We start from the raw sequence: 19,386 nt of genomic DNA, 5'->3' as shown, positions 1-19,386 counted from the left end.
GGATTTTCCGGTGGGCAGCTCGCGTGGAGGTTTGCGCCGCAATGGTGGCGGGGCTGGTTTGAGCGCGCTGATCCAAAACGGCGTCGCGGCCTCTTTACCCCACCTTGCCGCCGTACTCCAAAACAACGGCCGCTTAGCGCATCGCCTGGGCGATGCTGTTCCACCAGCGGTCGTGGAGCTTCTCCAGGGACCAGGTGAAGGTGCCTTTGCCGGTCTTGATCTTGAGGGCTTGGCCGCCCACTTTGCCGATGAGCACCGCCGGGACGCCAAGCTGCTTGGCCTGCTCGATGACCTTGGCCGCATTCTCCGCCGTGGTGGTGATGACGGCGCGGCTCTGGGTTTCCCCGAACAGCAGCGCGTCCAACCGCACGCCCTTGAGCTTGATGAAATTAATCTGCGCGCCGATCAGGCGCGGGGTGTGCCGCGCGGTCTGCTGCGAGACGCAGCTCTCCGCCAGGGCCACAGCCAAGCCGCCCTCACTGCAATCATGTGCGCTCTTCACGAGCCCCGCCTTGATCAGCGTGCGCAAGGCGTCGTGCAGCATCTTTTCCTTGGCAAGTTCGCACTTCGGCGGCGTGCCCGTCTTTTTGCCGTGAACAACTTGCAGGAAGGCCGAGCCGCCCAAACCCTGGAGCGCATCGGAGAAGTCCACCGCGTCGCCCAGCAGCACGATCGCGTCGCCCTTGTCCTTGAAATACTGGGTGGTGATGTGCTCGGGCTTCTCAATCAGCCCGACCATGCAGACCGTCGGCGTGGGGTCAATCGGACCCGCCGGGCTCTGGTTGTAGAGACTGCAATTGCCGCCGGTGATCGGGGTGTCGAGGAATCGGCAGGCTTCGCCCAGGCCGCGCACGGATTCCTTGAGCTGATAGAACAGCTCGGGGTTGTGCGGGTTGCCGAAATTCAGGTTATCCGTCACGCCCAGCGGCGTTGCGCCGGAGCAGGCCAGGTTGCGGGCCGCCTCGGCGACGGCGATCTTGCCGCCCTCGTACGGATCGAGGTACACGTAGCCCGCGTTGCAATCGGTGGTCATCGCCACGAACTTCTCCGGCACCGGCACGTTGTTCAGCGGGGAATCCGCCGGGAGCACCGGCAGGGAATCGGCCTTGATGCGGATCACGGCGGCGTCCGAGCCCGGGCACACGACGGAGCCGTCGCGCACCATGTGGTCGTACTGGCGATAAACCCAATTCTTGGAAGCGATCGTCGGCCAGCCCATCAGCGCGGTGAGGTTCGCCAAGGGATCGGTGGTATCCGCCACCATATCCAACGTGAAAGCCCGGACTTCCTTGAAATAAGCGGGCTCGCAGGATTCCCGATGGTAAATCGGCGCGTCATTGGCCAGCTTGGCGGCAGGGACATCGGCCACCACGTTGCCGTTCCAGCGGACCACCATGCGGCCGGTATCCGTGACCGTGCCGATCTGGGCCCACGGCAAATCCCATTTGTCGAAAATGCGCTGAACTTCAGCTTCGCGGCCCTTCTTGACGATGATCAACATGCGCTCCTGCGATTCGCTGAGCATGATCTCGTAACTGCTCATGTTGGGCGCGCGCTGCGGCACCTTGGCCAGCTCGATCTCGATGCCCGTGCCGGCGCGAGCCGCCGTCTCACAGGTGGAACAGGTCAAGCCCGCCGCGCCCATGTCCTGGATGCCCGCCACAGCATCGGTGGCCAGCAGTTCCAAACAGGCTTCCGCGACCAGCTTTTCCATGAAGGGATCGCCCACCTGCACCGCGCCGCGCTGTTTCTCAGCGGAAGCCTCGGTGAGATCCTGCGACGCGAAGGCCGCGCCCGCCAGGCCATCGCGCCCGGTGGCCGGGCCGACGTAAAAGACCGGGTTGCCGACGCCCTTGGCGGCGCCGCGCGCAATCTGGCTGTGGCGCAGCACGCCCAGGCAGAACACGTTGACGAGCGGATTACCTTCGTACGATTTGTCGAAATACACCTCGCCGGCAATCGTCGGGATACCAAAGCAATTGCCGTAATGGGCGATGCCACTGACGATGCCGCTGAACAGGCGGCGCACTTCCGGGGAGGACAGTTCACCGAACCGCAACGAATCAATCGCGCAGACCGGCCGCGCGCCCATGGTGAAAATATCGCGCACAATGCCGCCGACGCCCGTGGCCGCGCCCTGGAAGGGCTCGACCGCGCTGGGATGGTTGTGCGATTCCATCTTGAAGGCGATGCACAGACCGTCGCCGATATCAATAATGCCGGCGTTCTCCTCGCCGGCGCCCACGAGGATCTTGGGCGACTTGGTGGGGAACGTCTTGAGCAGCGGGCGGGTGTTCTTATAGGAGCAATGCTCGCTCCACATCACCGAGAAGATGCCCAACTCGGTGTACGAGGGCTCGCGGCCAAGGATCTGTTTGATCTGCGCGAATTCGTCGGGGGTTAATCCGTGCTTCTGCACCAGTTCGGGAGTAATGGCGGGGTCGGTCATGGCAGGTAAAGGTAAATTCAATCTTAAACGTGATGGACGAAACTCCAGGGGTTAACGTTTGGCGGCCAGCGCGGCGATCAGGCTTTCAAAAATAATCCGGCCGTCATCGCCGGTGAGGATGCTCTCGCTGGCGCGTTCCGGGTGTGGCATGAGGCCGGCCACATTGCGCCCCTCGTTGCACACGCCCGCGATGTTGAACACCGAACCGTTGGGATTGGCGTCCTCGGTGACGTGGCCTTTGGCGTCGCAATAGCGCCACAGGATCTGGTCCTGCTTCTTCATCCGGGCCAGGGTTTCGGCGTCCGCAAAATAGGAACCCTCACCGTGCGCGATGGGGATGCGCAACAGTTTGCGCTCCGGCGTCTTGCTGGTGAACGGCGAATTGACCGTCGCGGTCTTCAGGTAAATATGCTCACAGCGGAACTGGAGGGAGCGATTGCGCACCAGCGCCCCGGGCAGCAATCCGGCCTCGCACAGGATTTGGAACCCGTTGCAAATGCCGAGCACGTGGCCGCCGTTGGCGGCAAACTGCTGGACGGCCTGCATCACCGGGCTGAAGCGCGCGATGGCGCCCGTGCGCAGATAATCGCCGTAGCTGAAGCCGCCGGGCACGATCACCGCATCGGTGTCACCCAGCGAATGCTCCTTGTGCCAGAGCAACCGCGCGCTGTGCCCGCAGACATTCTTGAGCACATGCACGCAATCCTGGTCGCAGTTGGAACCGGGAAATTGAAGGACAGCAAAATTCATAGGGAATCCAGGGTCAAAGTTCGCGGGTCGCCGCAGCGGCAGCCCCGGTCGCAGTTAGTCCGTGATTTCGAGCTTATAGTCCTCGATCACGGGATTGCTCAGGAACCGGTGGCAGGCCTCATCAAGCTGCTTGCGCGCCGCTTCCTTATCCGTGCCGTGCAGGTCAATCTCCAGGTACTTGCCCACATGCACCGAGGCCACGCCTTGATACCCCATGTGCTCCAGCGCGGTCTGCACGGTCTTGCCTTGCGGATCTACGACAGCCTTTTTCGGCGTCACAATAATCTTTGCTTTCATCGCATTAGTCTCCGGGGTGAATCCCCGTTTAAAAATATGGACAGGATGTTGGGCAAAGTCCCGCCCGCTTGCGAGGAAAATATTACGCGGGATTACGATAAATTTTTGTTCCAGAAAAACCGCCGGAGGTATACACTGCGCGGCATGAAGACGACTGATTCGTTACGCGTCATGCACGGGCAGCGCTCCTGGCGGCTGGCCTCCAAAACTGTCGAGGCATTTATCACCGAAACCGGTGGGCACCTTGGGCCGGTCAGCTTCAAGCTGGGGAACCGAAATATTCAACCCTTCCACATTGCTCCCTGGAGTCAGGAACCGCCGGACCGCGCGCTCCCCCCGATCCTGCAAGTCCTTCGCGGCGACTTCTTTTGCCTGCCCTTTGGTGGCAATGGCACGCCGTGGAAAGGCGAAAAGCACCCGGTGCATGGCGATACCGCCAACCATAAGTGGAGCTGCGAGGCCGCGCTGAGCGAGGCAGGAACCCGTTGCCTGCACCTCACGCTGGACACCAAAACCCGCCCGGGCCATGTGGATAAGGTCCTCTTTCTGCGCGAAGGCCATCCAGCCGTGTACTGCCGCCACGTTCTCTCCGGATTCAAAGGTCCCATGGCATTGGGACATCATGCCATGCTGCGTTTTCCCGAGACACCCGGCAGCGGCCTCATCTCCACCAGCCGATTCGTGTATGGGCAAGTCTTCCCAGGGCAATTTGAAAACCCGGCGCAAGGCGGTTACTCCTGTCTGAAAGCGGGCGCGACGTTCACCTCGCTAAACAAGGTGCCGCTGGCCACCGGTGGCAACGCGGATTTGACCGTGTACCCGGCCCGACAAGGCTTTGAAGACCTGGTGATGATCGTCAGCGACCCCAAACTGCCCTTTGCCTGGACCACGGTAACATTCCCGAAGGAAGGATATCTGTGGTTCGCGCTGAAGAACCCCCGTATTTTGCGCAACACGGTCTTCTGGATCAGCAACCGGGGGAGACACTATCACCCTTGGAATGGCCGCCATGTCAACGTCATGGGCATTGAAGATGTCACGGCGAATTTTCATTACGGGCTGGCGGAATCCGCCAACCCCAATCCGCTCGCACACAAAGGACTGCCAACCGCAATTCAGTTGAAACCAGATGAACCGTTCTCCATCCCCTATATCCTTGGCGTAGCAGCAATTCCGACGGGATTCGACCGAGTGGCGACGGTAAAGGCGGATCCCCACGGCCTCCTGTTCACCGCCAAGAACGGCAAAACAGCGCACGCACCGGTGGTGTTGGATTTCCTGGAATGACAGGAACATGTTTTCCTTTTCCTCCATCACGCGGCTGACGACGCTGCAGCAATTGCTGGAGTTGTTGCGTCCGCCGCCACCCGATCCCGCGCGGCAGGCCAAGCAATTGCGCACGGTGGAGCGGGAAATCATGTTGCCGGTGAAATTGGTATTGCTCACGGTGCTAGCCCATTATTTGTACTCCACCAACTGGATGGGCGCGATCTCAACCACGCGCGAGGTGGCCTTCGAGGGCATCCAAAAGTTTTTCCTGCCTTACGTGGGGTTCAATATCGTGGCGGCGGCCCTGCTGATCGTGATGCATCGTATTCCGCTGGCGGTAATGCAGTGGCTGATGTTTATCAGCGGGCTGCTGGACGGACTGTTATTGGCATCGTTAACGCTCATCACCAATGGTTTTGACAGCATTCTCTATTGGTTTTTCCCCGCCCTGATTCTGCGCAACGCCCTGAGCATTCCGCTGGCCGCGCAACAATTGACCATGAATTTCGCCGTAAGCGGGTGCTATTTGCTCGCGGGAATCCTGGATGTAACCTTCAACCAATATGAGTCCTTCCCGTTCGACGCGGCGACAGGGCGCTCGCTGGGATTGGGCATCCAGGAAAACCCAACGGAACCGTTTTTAATGCGATTGATCATTTTATTTTTCATGACGTTCATCTGCTACGGGCTGCAAGTCTTGTTTGAAAAGCAACGGGTGGCGGTCGAAGAAAGTCACGAGTTCACCTTGCGCCAGGAGCAATTGAATGCCGCCGCGCGGTTGGCCGCCGAAGTGGCGCACCAAATCAAGAATCCGCTCAGCATCATCAACAATGCCGCCTTTAACCTGCAACGAATGCTGAACCCCGCCACCGAACCGGCCAAACAACAAATTGGAATTATCCGCGAAGAGGTGGAACGGGCGGATCGAATTATCACCGAACTCCTCGGCTATTCCAAGCTTACCCAATCGCCGGTCGAAAAACTGGACCTGTCTGCCGAATTGGAAAACGCCATCGAGCGCGTTTTCCCACCGGCGGCTCAGTACGCCGTGACCATCGAACGTGACCTTCCGCCAAACCTGCCCATCCTGATGATGCAGCGGGGACACTTGTCAGAGATTCTGGTGAACATTCTGAAAAACTCACGCGAAGCCATGGATGGACATGGTAAAATTCGCCTGCGCGTACACGCCCAGGCAAATCGTGTGCTAATGGAAATCGAGGACACGGGCCCCGGAATTCCCCCCGATCGGGTTGAAAAAGTATTTGAAGCCTATTATACGACCAAACATACAGGCACCGGTCTGGGCCTCGCCATTGTACGCCGGAGCTTGGATATTTATGGTGGCACCATCCGCGTGGAATCCGTGCCGGATAAAGGCGCGCGTTTTATCCTGGAGTTTCCGACCAAAGCCAATCAAGAAATCAGAATATGAATCATAACCAACCGCTTCCCCCGCTGCTGATTGTGGACGATGAAAAAAACATGCGGCTTTCGCTGCACGCAGCGCTCAGCGCGGAGGGCTATCTGGCGGAGACGGTGGAATCGGCTGAAGCAGCTCTCCAACAACTGACCACCCATGAATTCTTCATGGTCATCACCGATGCGCGGCTGGGCGGCATGAGCGGTTATGAATTTCTGCGCCAGGCTCACCAACGCTGGCCCCGTTTGCCACTGCTGATGATCACGGCCTACGCAACACCTAAACTGGCGGTCGAGGCGATCCAGGCCGGCGCGATGAATTACCTTTCCAAACCATTTGCGCCCGAAGAACTGTTACACGCCGTCGCGAATTGTGCCGAGCGCTATCGTTTATTGCAGGAAAATGCCGAATTACGGGCCAAAACATCTGAAATTGCCCGACTGGAGAATATTATCGGGGATTCCCAGCGCATGAGCGACCTGAAAAAGCTGATCCAAACGGTGGCCATTTCCAACGCCACCGTGCTTATTCTGGGCGAAAGCGGCACTGGAAAGGAACTCATTGCCGGTGCCTTGCATCACCTGAGCGCCAGGCGTGAAGCCAATTATGTTCGCATCAATTGTGCAGCGATTCCTGAGAACCTGCTTGAGAGCGAACTGTTTGGGCATGAAAAAGGAGCGTTTACCGGTGCCATCCGGCAAAAGCTGGGGCGGGTGGAAGAAGCCAATGGCGGAACCATATTTCTGGACGAAATCGGAGACATGAGCCGACCATTGCAAGCCAAACTGCTGCGTTTCCTTGAAGATGGCTCCTTTACCCGCGTCGGCGGCAACGAGGAGCACCGCGTGGATGTGCGCCTGCTGGCGGCTACCAACCGGGACATCATCCAGGCCATTCAAGAAGGCCATTTCCGAGAAGATTTATACCATCGTCTCAACGTCGTGCAACTGCGCCCCCCGCCACTGCGGGAACGGGGCAAAGATGTGGTATTGCTGGCGGATCATTTTCTCAAGCAGTTCAATTTGGCAATGAAGAAGCACATCCAGACTATCGGTGCCTCCGCCCAGCAAAAATTAATGGGCCATCACTGGCCGGGAAACGTGAGGGAATTACGCAATGTCATTGAACGGGCGGTTATTCTGGAGTTTTCAACCGAAATCCAAGCGGCCAACCTGCCCGATTTTCGGCTAGAAATGCGCCTGCGACGGGAAGATGTGACGCCGGTGACTATGGATTTGTCACTGGAAGACGCCCTGTCCAACTACGAGCGCGAACTCATTACAGCGGCGTTGGAAAAGAACAAGTTCAGTTTGACTAAAGCCGCCGAACAGTTGAAGATAACCCGGCATGCTTTACGATACCGGATGCAACGATTGGACCTGAGTACCGGTGTGGAAAGCGAAGAAGACACCAACCTGATTGGAAAGGATCAGGCAAAATGATACTAGGCGCAGCATTTAAATATACGCCCCCACCCGAAGTTGAGGGGATAGTCCGCACACAAACTGGCGGACAGAGCGATGCCATGTGGCAGGTCGGAATCGTAGTGCTAGTGGCGTTAGCCATTGGCGTTTTGCTATTCCTATTGGTATATCTTACCCGCCGAAACAGGTACGCCACCGGGCAAGACAATGTGGAGCCTGAGAAAAATCCATATCAACTTGAGAATGCTGCTTCCGGCGGATTTCGCTTATTCGGCAAACGACGCCGCAAATACCGTAAACACCGGCCGCGTAACCCCAGTCTGGCAGATACCGGCGGGCTGCCGCCAGTGCGGGAGGATGAATCGGTAAATCCTCCCCCCGCCTAGTCACCCAGGCTGTGGTTCCAATTGTCAGGCCACATGCAGTCCAGCCAAGCCATCACCCGCAAAAGCAACTCCAACCTAGCGTTGGCCTTTGTCATGTTGCCCCGGGAAAAGCGCGCGGCCATGGCGTCGCTTTACGCCTTCTGTCGGGAAGTCGATGACGTTGCGGACGAAGATACGGTTCCCACCCCGGAACGGCGGGCGCGCTTGGCGGCATGGCGTGCGGATCTGAAACTGGCTTATTCCGGCGGCAAACCGCAATTCCCAGTCAATCAGGAACTCCAACCCGTCATCGCCCGCTATGGTCTTTCCTTCGAACACTTTGACGCCCTGATTCTCGGCTGTGAAATGGATCTGGATACCCTCCGGTACACCACCCTTGAGGAGCTTGAAAAGTACTGTTACCACGTGGCCTCCGTAGTCGGTTTGCTCAGTATCCGAATTTTCGAGTACCAAAACCCGGCCTGCACCGATTATGCCATTTATCTGGGCAAGGCTTTGCAGCTTACCAACATTCTGCGCGATGTCAGTACCGATGCCAACCGCGGTCGCATTTATCTGCCCTTGGAATTATTGCAACAACATCAGGTAAAACCGGCAGACATTTTAAGTCACCAGTATTCCCCCGGTTATCAGCAAGTGGCCACCACGGTCGCGACCAGAGCACGGCATTACTATCAACTCGCCCGCACGACGCTTCCGGAAGGGGAACGCCGGGCCATGGTGGCCGCCGAATTGATGGGCTCGGTATATTGGCAATTGCTGAAAAAGTTGGAACAGCACCGGTTTGACGTCTTTAGCTCGGTTCCCGTCAAGCTCAGCAAAGGGCACAAAATCCTGTTAATCCTCCGCGCTTGGTGCCGTTTTATGTGTGGCATCAGCCAATCCACCTATGGCACGCCCTGACTCCGCGCGCAGACTCATCGTCAATGCGGATGATTTGGGTCGTTCCGCCAGCATTAATACCGCCATTATCCAAGCGCACCACGAAGGCATCCTGACCAGTGCCAGCCTCATGGTCAATGAACCGGAGGCGGGCCGCGCGGTGCAATTGGCAAAAGCAAATCCGTCCTTGGGCGTGGGTTTGCACCTGGTGCTAATCATGGGCCGCGCGGCGCTCAGCCAATCCGCGCTTTCCGGTCTGGTGGACGCGCAGGGATATTTTGGCACTGACCCGGTGAAATTGGGATTCAACTATTTTTTCCAACGCCGTCTGCGCGAACCATTGCGGCGGGAAATCGAGGCGCAATTTCAAAAGTTCGCGGCGACCGGCCTCAAAATGGACCATGTGAATGGCCACATGCATCTGCACATGCAACCGGTCATTTTCGGCATCCTGATGGAAAACGCGCAGCGGTGGGGCATTCGCCACTTCCGCCTGACTAACGAACCATTGCGCCCCAATTTGCGGGCGGTTTCAGGGCGATTTTTCCAACGCGCGTTGCATTCGTGGATTTTTGCCGTGCTCTCCGCCCGCCAACGGCGCGCACTGCAACAGCGTGGCATCCGCTTTACCGATGCCGTGTTTGGCCAATTGCAGGATGCGCATGTGGACGAGGCGTATGTCCTTGGGCTTTTGCCCCAACTCACGCCGGGAACGTATGAGCTTTACTCTCATCCCTCATTGGATACTTTTAAACACGAACTGGATGCGCTGGTAAGCCCACGAGTAAGGACGCTGGTGGACCAACTACGCATTCAAACCATACGCTATCAGGATTTGTGATATGACGAAAATACTTGTGATTTTATTTGTTGGGCTGGTCTGTGAAGCCATCGGGGTCGTGCTGCTCAAAGATGGGATTGACGGGATCTGCAAAGGCCGCGACGTGACCTTGGTCAATATTCTCCCCCTCTTTCTCAAAGGGGTGGTCAATATCAAGATTCTGTTGGGCGTGTTCTTCGAGGCGGTGTTTTTTGCCTGCCTGCTCTACCTTATGAGTCAAAAGGACATCAGCTTTATCTGGCCGCTCACCTCCTTGAGTTTCGTGGTGACCACTCTGGCCGCAGTGCTGTATTTGAAGGAACATGTCACCCCCGCCCGCTGGATTGGCGTTTCCTTGATCATGCTGGGCGCGGGCATCATCACTTGGAACGAGAAACAGACGGAAAAACTGAAGGCAGATGCGCCAGTGCCATCCGTCGCCATGAATTCAACCGCCGATAAGAACTGATGGCCGCACACACGCGCCCGTAGTTTGAGTTGAACATTCGCGTTCCCAGGACCATGAATACCGCGCAACCAATTCGCTTGAAAAATGTGGCTGGCCGCCGGTGCCGGGCTCCCGCACTGCCGTTCCTGGAAGAAACGACCCTGGTGCGCGTTCGTTTCAATGAAGTGGATGCCATGCAGGTGGTATGGCACGGTCATTATGTGAATTATTTCGAGGAAGGGCGCCGGGCCTTTGGCCGAAAATATGGGATAGATTACACAGAATTTTTCGCCCAGAACACGCCCGCCCCGGTCGTGCGGCTACAGGTGGATTACCTGGCCTCCGCCCGGATGGCGGATGTGCTGGAAGTAACCGCCCGGTTGCTAAAATCAGAGGCCGCCAAACTGGACTTTGAATACGAAATCCGGCGGCAAGCGGATCGCGCCTTGTTAGTGACCGGCAGCACCACCCAGGTGTTCACTTCGATCACCGGGGAACTGTTATTGACCTGGCCAGGGTATCTGGTCGAGCGGTTCAAAGCATGGGAACCCTTGTGGAAACAACCGGCGTGAGTTCTCCGGTTGCCATCGCCGGCTGCGGGGTTGTCTCGGCTTTGGGCACCGGGATTGCCGGACTGGAACTTGCCATCACTGCCAATGCCAGTGGGCTGCGGCATAATGAGCGCATGGCACACCGGGGTTATCAATCGGCAGTCGGCGGATGGGTGCCGGAAAGTGTTCTTGAGACGCTGCGCTCGACAAGTCCGGCATACGCCGATGCCCGTGCCTTTTTGTTATCCTTGGATGCCTTGCGCCAAGCCTGCCTTGAGGCGCTCCCGTTCTTTGAATCCATCAACCCAACCCGCCGCGGCTTGGTGCTCTCCACGACCAAGGCGGATATTGAGGCGTTGGAACGCAAACTCAACCACACCGCCGGTTCCCCGCTCGCGGAGCGTCATTGGCATCCCGCTTTATTAGCGGCGGATTTGGCGGCGGAATGGTCCATCGCCGGTCCGGTGCAGTGCGTTTCCGCCGCCTGCATTTCCGGCCTGCTGGCGATCCAGCAAGGGGCGACGCTTATCCAACGAGAGCAAGCCGACGTAGTCGCAGTCGTGGGCGTGGATTTGATCTCCCACTTTGTGCTGGCTGGATTCTCCACGCTCAAATCGCTTGAACCAGATGGCTGCCATCCGTTTGATGCCGGGCGTATGGGCCTCAGCCTGGGAGAGGGCGCGGGGGCCTTGCTCTTGGTCCGGGAAGATTTACTGGCATCCCCTGCCCCGCGCATTCTTGGTTGGGGAGTCAGCAATGATGCCAACCATCTGACGGGACCATCGCGTGACGGCGCAGGGTTGGCGCTCGCAATGACACGCGCGCTTGCCCGTGCCGCAATTGCACCAGATGCGATTGATTACCTGAACGCCCACGGGACCGGCACCCCGTATAACGACGCCATGGAGTCCCTGGCCATGCGCACAGTTTTCGGGGAGAACGTACCGCCGTTCAGTTCCAGCAAAGGGATGCTCGGTCATTGCCTTGGCGCTGCCGGAATTATCGAAACAATTGTCTGCCTGATTGCCCTGCGTACCCGGCTTTTACCGGGCACCCCCCGCTTGCGCGAACGCGATCCCGCCGCGCCGGCTTCCTTGCTGAGCCAGCCGCAACACGGCACACGCGTGCGGTACGCCCTTAAAATTAACTGTGGTTTTGGCGGCACAAACGCGGCGCTCGTATTAGAGCAACCGCAAAACCTGACCGCCAAAGCACTCGCCTAACCTGGAATCGTCATGAATTCTCCTGTCATCCTTGCCGCAAGTTACCTGGGGCCTGAAGGACATGGCAACGATCAAGTCGGCCTGCGTCCCTGGCCGGCGAAGTTAGCCGCCTCATTTGAACGGGGCGACCTGACCGAACTGCATTGGTCCTGGTTTTTTCCCTCGGACTCCTCACGCATTGCGCGCATGGATCTGATGTGCCGCCTGGGACTCATGGCTGCGGAACTTCTGGAAAGTGGCCTCGAAGGATGGGATTCCGCCCGTCGCGAGCGCGTCGGGGTTTGTGTGGAAACCTGCGCCGGTTCCCTGGCGACGGATGTGCGTTTTTTGCAAACCCCAAAACCCACCTTGTTCACGTACACGCTGCCCAGCACGGTCATCGGCGAACTGTGCATCCGCTACCGCTTGAAAGGCCCGGTGTTATGCCTGATCTCCGAAAGTCCCGCCCAGGAATCGGTGCTGCGGGAAGCCGTGACCTGGCTGACCCAAAATGACGCCGAAGCCTGTCTCTGCCTCCAGTGCGAAGCCGTGGATCAAACGCTGGCCGCGACGGTTCCGTTGCCGGGTGGACTGCGACCGGGCGATTGGCGCGCCGGTGCGCTCCTCTTGGGGAAACCACGTGGCGAGGCCAGGGAGTATCCGTTGTCCGGCCTCAATTTGCGCCAACTTTGCCGTGAATTGTGCGGCGGCAAACCAAGTTGAGTCCTGACACGAGGATGGGGATTAAAACCACGACCAGCGACCATCGGTGAATCGTTCCAAGTCCATAATCGCTTGATCAAATATCCGCTCATCGTGCCGGCGAGTTGTTTCGCCGTCGGGATTCTGGTCGCACGCTACGCGACCATCCTGGTCGCCTGGCCATTGACGGTGGCCAGCCTGTGCGTCATGGCGGCGGTCTATTTGCCAAATCGCCGGACGTGGTTGCTGTGGGCCAGCGCCGTATTCTTTGGTTGGAGCAACCTGACCTGGCGTGAATCCGTGTGGCATCCGGAGGATTTGCGCGCCTTGGTCGGAACTCATATCGAACCGGTAACCGTGCGCGGTACCCTGCTGGAAATGCCGTCCATGAAAGCCATTCCGCATGACCCGGAGGACATCTGGCGGACCACCGTGCAAATCGAGGTGGAGGCCATCAAACTGCTTCGCCAGGATTGGCAGCCGGCACGCGGACGCGTAATCACCCGAACAACCGGACAACTCCCAGCCGTGTTTTTCAGCGGTCAAGTGGTGGAAATTGAAGGCACCATGCAACCACCTCCCCCGCCGCCGGTGCCTGGATTATTCGATTACCAATCCTACCTGCGTTGGCAAGGGATTTATCACCAACTGAACATCCGTACCCCAGACGGCTGGCGACTGGCGGCAACGAATCACGCCCTGGCCCGGTTGCCGTTTTCCGAACGATTCCTCGAATGGGGGCGCACGTCCATGGGCAAGGGTCTGCCGGAAGAGGATGAATCGTTGCGCTTGCAATGGGCCATGGTGCTGGGTTGGAAACCGGGTTTGAACGACGAGGTATCCGATGCCTTCATGCGGACCGGCACCTTGCATATTTTTGCCATCAGCGGATTGCACGTGGCGCTGATCGCAGCCATGCTCCTCGCCGTATTCAAGGTGATGTATATGCCGCGTTGGTTGCGTGGCTGGCTGGTCATACCCTTGATCTGGTTCTACACCGGAGTCACCGGCTGGCAACCTTCCGCCATCCGCTCCGCCATCATGGCCACGGTGCTGCTGGCAGGCTATTCATTGAAGCGCCCTTCCAACTTGCTTAATTCCCTATTTGCCGCCGGCGGAATCATCGTGCTCTGGCAACCACAACAACTTTTCCAAGTCAGTTTTCAACTTTCATTCCTGGCCGTGCTGGGCATTGCCTTGTTCATGCCGCCACTGGAAAGCTGGCAAAAAAGACTTTTCCAACCCGACCCATTGTTGCCAGACGATTTGCGACCAGCCTGGCAGCGGGCATTGGAATCCCCCTTGCGCCACCTCGGAACCAGCCTGGCAACCTCCCTGGCGGCGTTTTTAGGCACTCTGCCGATTATTGCGCAATACTTTCATCTTGTGACTCCAATCAGCCTGCTGGCGAATCTGGTGATTGTCCCCCTGAGCAGCATCGCGCTGGCGTGCGGAATCGCCACCTTGTTTCTGACTGCTTGGTTGCCCTCAGCAGCGGAGCTATTCAACCACAGCGGATGGGGCCTGATGAAATGCATGGTGGAAATCAGCCGGTGGCTGGCGGAATGTCCGGGTGGTTGGTTTTATGTCACGGAACCCGGACTTGCCTTCATTGCAGTATTCTACGTTTTATTGGTTCTACTGTTGACCGGCTGGTTATTCCACGCCCCATGGCGCTGGCGAACGGGTTTGCCAATCCTGCTCGTCGCGCTATGGCTGTCCTGGGGTGGTCTCGTCCGTCCAGAGTCAATTCAGGCGCGATTTACCGTGCTGCCATTCAAAAGCGGTCACGCGGTATTTTATGAAGGGCGGAATGGCCGGGACCAAATGTTGATGGATTGCGGCTCACACGATGTGGCCGAGTGGATGATAAAACCTTTCTTATTCGCGCGCGGGTGGGACAGGCTTTCCGCCCTTCTGCTGACCCATGGCGACACCCGGCAGGTGGGCGGCGCGATGGTCATCGCGACGAACTTTTTCCCGGCGCGCATGTACACCAGTCCGGTGGCGTTCCGTTCCAAAGCCTACCAAAGCGTTAAACAAGACCTGGCCGCCTGCATCCCAGGCCAGTACGAACTCATCAGTGGCGATACGTTTGGCCCCTTCCATGTCATGCACCCAGAGGCGGATGATCACTTTTCACGATCCGATGATTCCTCGTTTGTGCTGCGCGCGGAGATGGGAGGCACCCGGCTGCTGTTTCTGTTTGAACTGGGCCGGCGCGGTCAAAGCGCGTTGCTGGAACGCCATCCGCCAAACGACTTGCAGGCGGACATTGTGGTGGCCGGCATGTTGGAAGACGGTGAACCGCTGGCCGGACCTTTATTGGATGCCATTCAGCCCAAAATCATACTCCTGGCCGATTCCGTGTTTCCCGCCTCGGCACGAGCCAGTCCCAACCTGCGCGAGCGGCTTTCCAAAACCGGGATTCCGGTCCTCTATGGTCATGAGCAAGGGGCCTTCACCATCACGGTGACCAGAAATGGTTGGACGGTACGCACCATGCGGGGATTGGAAACCAGCGGCACCGCTGGAAAATAGCGTGCCGCTCTCAGTCAATTTGCGTCTGCCGCTGCAAGGCCGTCAAAGCCGCCTGCGCCTTGATCAGCCAGTCCTGCCGCTCTTGCTCCAGCAGCACTTTGATTTCCCCCGCCGACGCTTCCGGGGCGGCGGCGCGAACCATCAGCCATACGGCGTTGAGGTTCTGCGCTTCCCCCAGTTGCTCCTGAAGGGCTAGTTGCGCCGACAGAATTGCGTCGGTTTTTAATTCCTGTTTGGAACGTTGCAGTTCATGCAGATAGCGCCAACGCCGGACCACGCGACGCAGTTTATGCCAGCCTTCTGAATGATGTGGATCGAACGGCTCCTTATAGACAATCACCACTTCGCGCGCCATCTGAATTGAACGGCTAAGACGCTTGGACAACTTTTTCCCGGCTTTTGATTGATCACCGTGTTTCCAGTTTTTGACGGTGGGAAATGCGGGCATGTCTTTCAGCCGTTTGCGGGCGGCTTCCCATGACTGGCGGCGTTGCGCTTGGACGCGTAGCGTCAGACCTTGCGCCACCGGATGCTCTCTCAACCATGCCAGCGCCATATCCCGATCACGCACCGGCCCCAACACATCCGAGGTGTGCTTGGACCAGCGGTTAAAATTCTTTACGTCATCACCCTTGAACAGAAAGCGGCCCAGGCGCAAATACAGCCGCACCCGCCGCAAAATCACACGCAGCCGATGAATGCTCTCGCACGTCCCCCGGCGGCAACCGACTCTCCCGGCGGCGGCCAAGGCCAACTGGAGTTGCTTGAGCCGCTTGGCATACCGCTTGATGTCGAGTTTCGGTTTCACGGTTGCACGTTCGACCACACCGCCACAATTCGCGCGTCACTTCAGCCAATCCGGCACCTTCTCCAGTTCCCAAATTTTGTCCACCGGTTGACGCTGGCGGACGACTGCCGATTGTTCGCCATTCACCAGCACCTCGACCGGCAAGGCCCGGGTGTTATAGTTGGACCCCATCACAGAACCATAGGCGCCAGCACTCAACAGGGCCAGATAATCCCCCTCCCCGACCTTGGGCAACGGACGATCTTTACAAAAATAATCGCCGGATTCACAGATTGGCCCCACCACGTCGCTCTGGACGAGTGCGCCGCGCCTTTTGGCGGTCGGCACGATCTCATGATACGAATCATAGAACGCCGGACGGATCAGGTCATTCATGGCCGCATCCACAATCACAAAATTCTTCTTCCCGGTTTGTTTCAAATACTCCACCCGCGTAACGAGGATGCCGGCATTGCCGACGATAAAACGACCCGGCTCAATCAGTATCCGCAGCCCCAACGGTTTAAGCAACGGCACCACGGCCTCCGCATAGTTCGCCGGCGTCAAAATGCCCCGCCCCTCCGGCCCGCGCCACCAGGCGGCCTTGCCGCTGGCCAAAGCGGAACGATACACAATGCCCAACCCGCCCCCAATGCTGAAGAACTCGAATTGATATTTAGCCGCCAGCCGCGCCACCAACGGCGCAACTTTTTTAACCGCCTCGGCAAACGGCGTGGTCTCCGTCAATTGCGATCCGATGTGCATTTGCAGCCCGCGCAACCGCAAATGCTTCAGCCGGCTGGCCCGCGCATAAACGCCTTCGATGGTTTCAATCGCAATCCCAAATTTGTTTTCGTAAGTGCCCGTCGTGATTTTGGCATGGGTATGGGCGTCCACGTTGGGGTTCACCCGCACCGCCACCGGCGCCACCTTCCGCAAGCGGGCGGCGACCCGGTTGATCCGAATCAATTCCGGCTCGCTTTCCACATTGAAGCAGTAAATGCCCTGGCGGATGGCAAATTCAATCTCGCCCTCGGTTTTCCCGACGCCGGCAAACACGCATTTGCCCGGATCACCCCCCGCCGCCATGGCCCGTTGCAACTCGCCCCCGCTGACAATGTCAAACCCGCTGCCGGCCTTGGCCAAAGTGCGCAGGATGGCCTGATTGGAGTTCGCTTTCATGGCAAAGCAAATCAGGTGATCCAGCGATGCCAACGCCGTGTGCAGCTTGCCGAAATGCGCTTCGATGGTGTGCTGGGAGTAAATATACAGCGGCGTGCCGTGCTGTTTGACCAGCGTTTTCACCGGCACGGCTTCGCAGTACAACTCATTCCCAACATAATTAAAATCATGCATGGCGCGAGGTTATGCCAAAGTCCCAGCCAAAATGGAATTAAAAACGACGCGAAATCTGAACCAAGCCAAGAACGGAATCGGGGTTCGGCCAAGCTGGGACTTCCCCGAACCTCGCTTCACCGAAAGAACCCCGCGCCACCATCCGCACGCCGCGCCAACGCCGAAGAAGTCGCGCTCCGGCAGAACGTGCAGCAATTCTACGCCATGGAAGGCCGCTACCCGGCGGACCTCCAGGAACAAAAGGCCCCTCGGGTCAATGCGAAAAGGCTCGTGGACGCGGTCCCTGCGTGCCTGTAGCCGAATGGTTATTCATCACCGGTTTCATGTGTCATTCTCTCAGCGCGCCAAACTACAATTAACGCGCCCCCTGCAACCAATGATTCGCCAATCGCAACCTGAAATGGGATGAAGTTCATGGTGGAAAGGCGAATAAATGCGGCATCCCAGAAATACCAAAAACCGATGCACACTGAAGCCAGCGTAAGCACGAGGACCACTGCTCGCGTCCCAAGACGACGCGCGGACCTAATGGCTACAGCAAGCAGGACGTATGGAACAAACGCGATGGGATTCGGGTACAACCAAATAGTCATCCCAACACCGAGTCCGACGAGCAACCATGAACAGACTGTGAATGTAGTGATCATACCTGCAATGGCGCTTAGCAGCATTCGTGAACAATCTTCATTTGCAGCCACTATACCCTCATTTCCCAGCAAGGGAATGATTTTTCGCGGCGCGCAAGCAATCCGTCTCCTTACCTCGACGGCTACGGGCAACCGCTTCCTCCGTCACTAGGCCGACCGGCGCAAGGCCAGGATCAGGGCATTGATCGTATTCAAGATCGTGCCCACCTCCCATTGCGTGGGCGGATCGCTCACGGTCCAGTCCATCGTGGCCACGCTGTTGCTGTTGGCGCTGCTGTTGGCCAGGATGGCCGCGCTGAGGTTGTTCAGGGCGTCGGCCAGATTCTGCGCGCTGATCTCGCCCATTGGGCCTTGTTGGCCGGGCTGGCCGTCATTGCCGGGAATGCCTTGCGGTCCGGGCGGTCCGGCGGGGATGGCGGCGATTTGCGCGGCCAGTGCGCTAATGAGGGCGCTCTGGGCGTCATGCAGGGCCTTGAGGGCGTTGAGTTGTCTGCGCAGATCGGCGGCATAAGCAATGGCATCGTCCGCCGGGATATTTGGATCAAATGTACTCATAATATTACCTTTCCAAGCATACGAATGCCTATAGCCGCTTTAATTGCCGGTTTTAAGAGATTTTTTTCATCCCATGCGGGATGATGGATTGGATTCCCTCAATCCGAGAGGATTGACAGAGTGTAGCCGGTCCGGTCGCGAGGGGCACGGGGCGCGACCACCGGAAACGCGGAGAAAAGACGAATGCACCCCGGAGCAGGTGCCAGAGAGGTTGGGGGAATGGCTTTAAGAACAATCCTTGAGGCGTTGGTATGGGCTAATGATCCAAACTCAGCGATGGCGCGAAGCGCCATTCGCTGGAGCGTTTAGTTCGGGCGGTCTATGCTCCGGAACGGAACAACTCGGCCCCTCATCGACCCTGCCTAGGGTGTAAGTGCCGCCCGATGGACATTCAACCATCGTCGGCATAGATTTCTGCGGCCCCACCAAATCACTCCACGTCACGACCTCGCCTGCCGACTTATGATTCTCATGCGCCCACTGGTGCTTGGCGGCATCAATCTGCCGCAGATAATTGATGCATTGGTTCGTGCGAGCGTCTTTGTATGCTGGTCGCAGCCAGGCAAACAAGACGACAGCAATGCCCACGACGATAACCGACGAAATGGTCAATTTCTTTCGCATGCTTTTAGTGCAAGCCCGAACAGTATTCTTGAACGCCTTTCCCGTTCATTGTTTTCGGGTGCCAGTTTGTTATCATGGCACTACCATCCCTAAAACGCCCCCATCGGTCAACTGCAAAACGATGTCGCCCATGGGCATGGGACCTTATCGGGCACGGTTTCTGGCATCCTTTCAGGATGCATTGGGTTAATTGGACGGTGTTCCGGAGGTAATGCCTCGCCAGCGGTTCACTTTTTTTTAATGGGTTCCACCAGCCGGCCCGCCTTAATGGCC

Annotated in this window: 18 protein-coding genes; 10 read left to right on the top strand and 8 right to left on the bottom strand. The window is 58.0% G+C overall.

What is annotated here, in order from left to right; translation table 11 throughout:
* Positions 1–133: 133 nt before the first annotated feature.
* Genes purL through purS form a run of 3 tightly spaced genes read right to left on the bottom strand, consistent with a single transcriptional unit; the run spans position 134 to position 3,496 of the window.
* Positions 134–2,449 (bottom strand): phosphoribosylformylglycinamidine synthase subunit PurL, encoded by a 2,316-nt coding sequence (purL, locus tag WCO56_15120; GenBank protein MEI7730904.1) that lies wholly within the window; start codon positions 2,447–2,449, stop codon positions 134–136.
* A 51-nt stretch (positions 2,450–2,500) separates the two neighbouring features.
* The gene (gene purQ / locus WCO56_15115; protein ID MEI7730903.1) at positions 2,501–3,199 is read right to left on the bottom strand and encodes a phosphoribosylformylglycinamidine synthase subunit PurQ; all 699 of its coding nucleotides are present in this window, start codon (positions 3,197–3,199) and stop codon (positions 2,501–2,503) included.
* Positions 3,200–3,253: 54 nt separating this feature from the next.
* Entirely contained in the window at positions 3,254–3,496 is a 243-nt protein-coding gene (purS, locus tag WCO56_15110; protein ID MEI7730902.1) for a phosphoribosylformylglycinamidine synthase subunit PurS, read from the bottom strand.
* A gap of 144 nt (positions 3,497–3,640) precedes the next feature.
* On the opposite strand from purS, the gene WCO56_15105 reads away from it, so the two are divergent.
* The 10 genes from WCO56_15105 (at position 3,641) to WCO56_15060 (ending at position 15,144) form a co-directional block, all read left to right on the top strand.
* Entirely contained in the window at positions 3,641–4,783 is a 1,143-nt protein-coding gene (locus WCO56_15105) for a hypothetical protein (GenBank protein ID MEI7730901.1), read from the top strand.
* A 7-nt stretch (positions 4,784–4,790) separates the two neighbouring features.
* Entirely contained in the window at positions 4,791–6,200 is a 1,410-nt protein-coding gene (locus WCO56_15100; protein ID MEI7730900.1) for a HAMP domain-containing sensor histidine kinase, read from the top strand.
* Entirely contained in the window at positions 6,197–7,630 is a 1,434-nt protein-coding gene (locus WCO56_15095) for a sigma-54 dependent transcriptional regulator (GenBank protein ID MEI7730899.1), read from the top strand. The genes WCO56_15100 and WCO56_15095 overlap by 4 nt, the downstream gene beginning before the upstream one ends.
* Positions 7,631–8,031: 401 nt before the next feature.
* Positions 8,032–8,901, top strand: a complete 870-nt coding sequence (gene hpnD / locus WCO56_15090) for a presqualene diphosphate synthase HpnD (protein MEI7730898.1) — start codon at positions 8,032–8,034, stop codon at positions 8,899–8,901.
* Positions 8,888–9,721, top strand: coding sequence for a hopanoid biosynthesis-associated protein HpnK (gene hpnK, locus WCO56_15085; GenBank protein MEI7730897.1), 834 nt, complete (start codon positions 8,888–8,890; stop codon positions 9,719–9,721). Before hpnD ends, hpnK begins: the two co-directional genes overlap by 14 nt.
* Position 9,722: 1 nt before the next feature.
* Positions 9,723–10,169 (top strand): EamA family transporter, encoded by a 447-nt coding sequence (locus WCO56_15080; protein ID MEI7730896.1) that lies wholly within the window; start codon positions 9,723–9,725, stop codon positions 10,167–10,169.
* A gap of 53 nt (positions 10,170–10,222) precedes the next feature.
* Positions 10,223–10,720, top strand: coding sequence for a thioesterase family protein (locus WCO56_15075; protein ID MEI7730895.1), 498 nt, complete (start codon positions 10,223–10,225; stop codon positions 10,718–10,720).
* Positions 10,717–11,922, top strand: a complete 1,206-nt coding sequence (locus WCO56_15070; protein ID MEI7730894.1) for a beta-ketoacyl-[acyl-carrier-protein] synthase family protein — start codon at positions 10,717–10,719, stop codon at positions 11,920–11,922. The genes WCO56_15075 and WCO56_15070 overlap by 4 nt, the downstream gene beginning before the upstream one ends.
* 12 nt (positions 11,923–11,934) lie before the next feature.
* The gene (locus WCO56_15065; GenBank protein ID MEI7730893.1) at positions 11,935–12,624 is read left to right on the top strand and encodes a beta-ketoacyl synthase N-terminal-like domain-containing protein; all 690 of its coding nucleotides are present in this window, start codon (positions 11,935–11,937) and stop codon (positions 12,622–12,624) included.
* 72 nt (positions 12,625–12,696) lie between these two features.
* Positions 12,697–15,144, top strand: a complete 2,448-nt coding sequence (locus WCO56_15060; protein ID MEI7730892.1) for a ComEC/Rec2 family competence protein — start codon at positions 12,697–12,699, stop codon at positions 15,142–15,144.
* Positions 15,145–15,154: 10 nt separating this feature from the next.
* On the opposite strand, the gene WCO56_15055 is transcribed toward WCO56_15060, so the two are convergent.
* From WCO56_15055 to WCO56_15035, 5 genes are all read right to left on the bottom strand, one after another.
* Positions 15,155–15,952 carry a CHAD domain-containing protein gene (locus WCO56_15055; GenBank protein ID MEI7730891.1) on the bottom strand — a complete coding sequence of 266 codons (798 nt, stop codon included), beginning with the start codon at positions 15,950–15,952 and terminating at the stop codon, positions 15,155–15,157.
* A 36-nt stretch (positions 15,953–15,988) separates the two neighbouring features.
* Positions 15,989–17,287: a diaminopimelate decarboxylase gene (lysA, locus tag WCO56_15050; GenBank protein ID MEI7730890.1), complete on the bottom strand. Its 1,299-nt coding sequence runs from the start codon at positions 17,285–17,287 to the stop codon at positions 15,989–15,991.
* A gap of 305 nt (positions 17,288–17,592) precedes the next feature.
* Complete coding sequence (locus WCO56_15045) at positions 17,593–17,985, bottom strand: hypothetical protein (GenBank protein MEI7730889.1); 393 nt, start codon at positions 17,983–17,985, stop codon at positions 17,593–17,595.
* Positions 17,986–18,081: 96 nt separating this feature from the next.
* Positions 18,082–18,489, bottom strand: a complete 408-nt coding sequence (locus WCO56_15040; GenBank protein ID MEI7730888.1) for a hypothetical protein — start codon at positions 18,487–18,489, stop codon at positions 18,082–18,084.
* A 270-nt stretch (positions 18,490–18,759) separates the two neighbouring features.
* Positions 18,760–19,113 carry a hypothetical protein gene (locus WCO56_15035; GenBank protein MEI7730887.1) on the bottom strand — a complete coding sequence of 118 codons (354 nt, stop codon included), beginning with the start codon at positions 19,111–19,113 and terminating at the stop codon, positions 18,760–18,762.
* Between the last annotated feature and the right edge of the window lie 273 nt (positions 19,114–19,386).

Source organism: Verrucomicrobiota bacterium (assembly GCA_037139415.1).
Lineage (GTDB): Bacteria > Verrucomicrobiota > Verrucomicrobiia > Limisphaerales > Fontisphaeraceae > JBAXGN01.
This window is presented reverse-complemented; position numbering and strand designations above follow the sequence as displayed.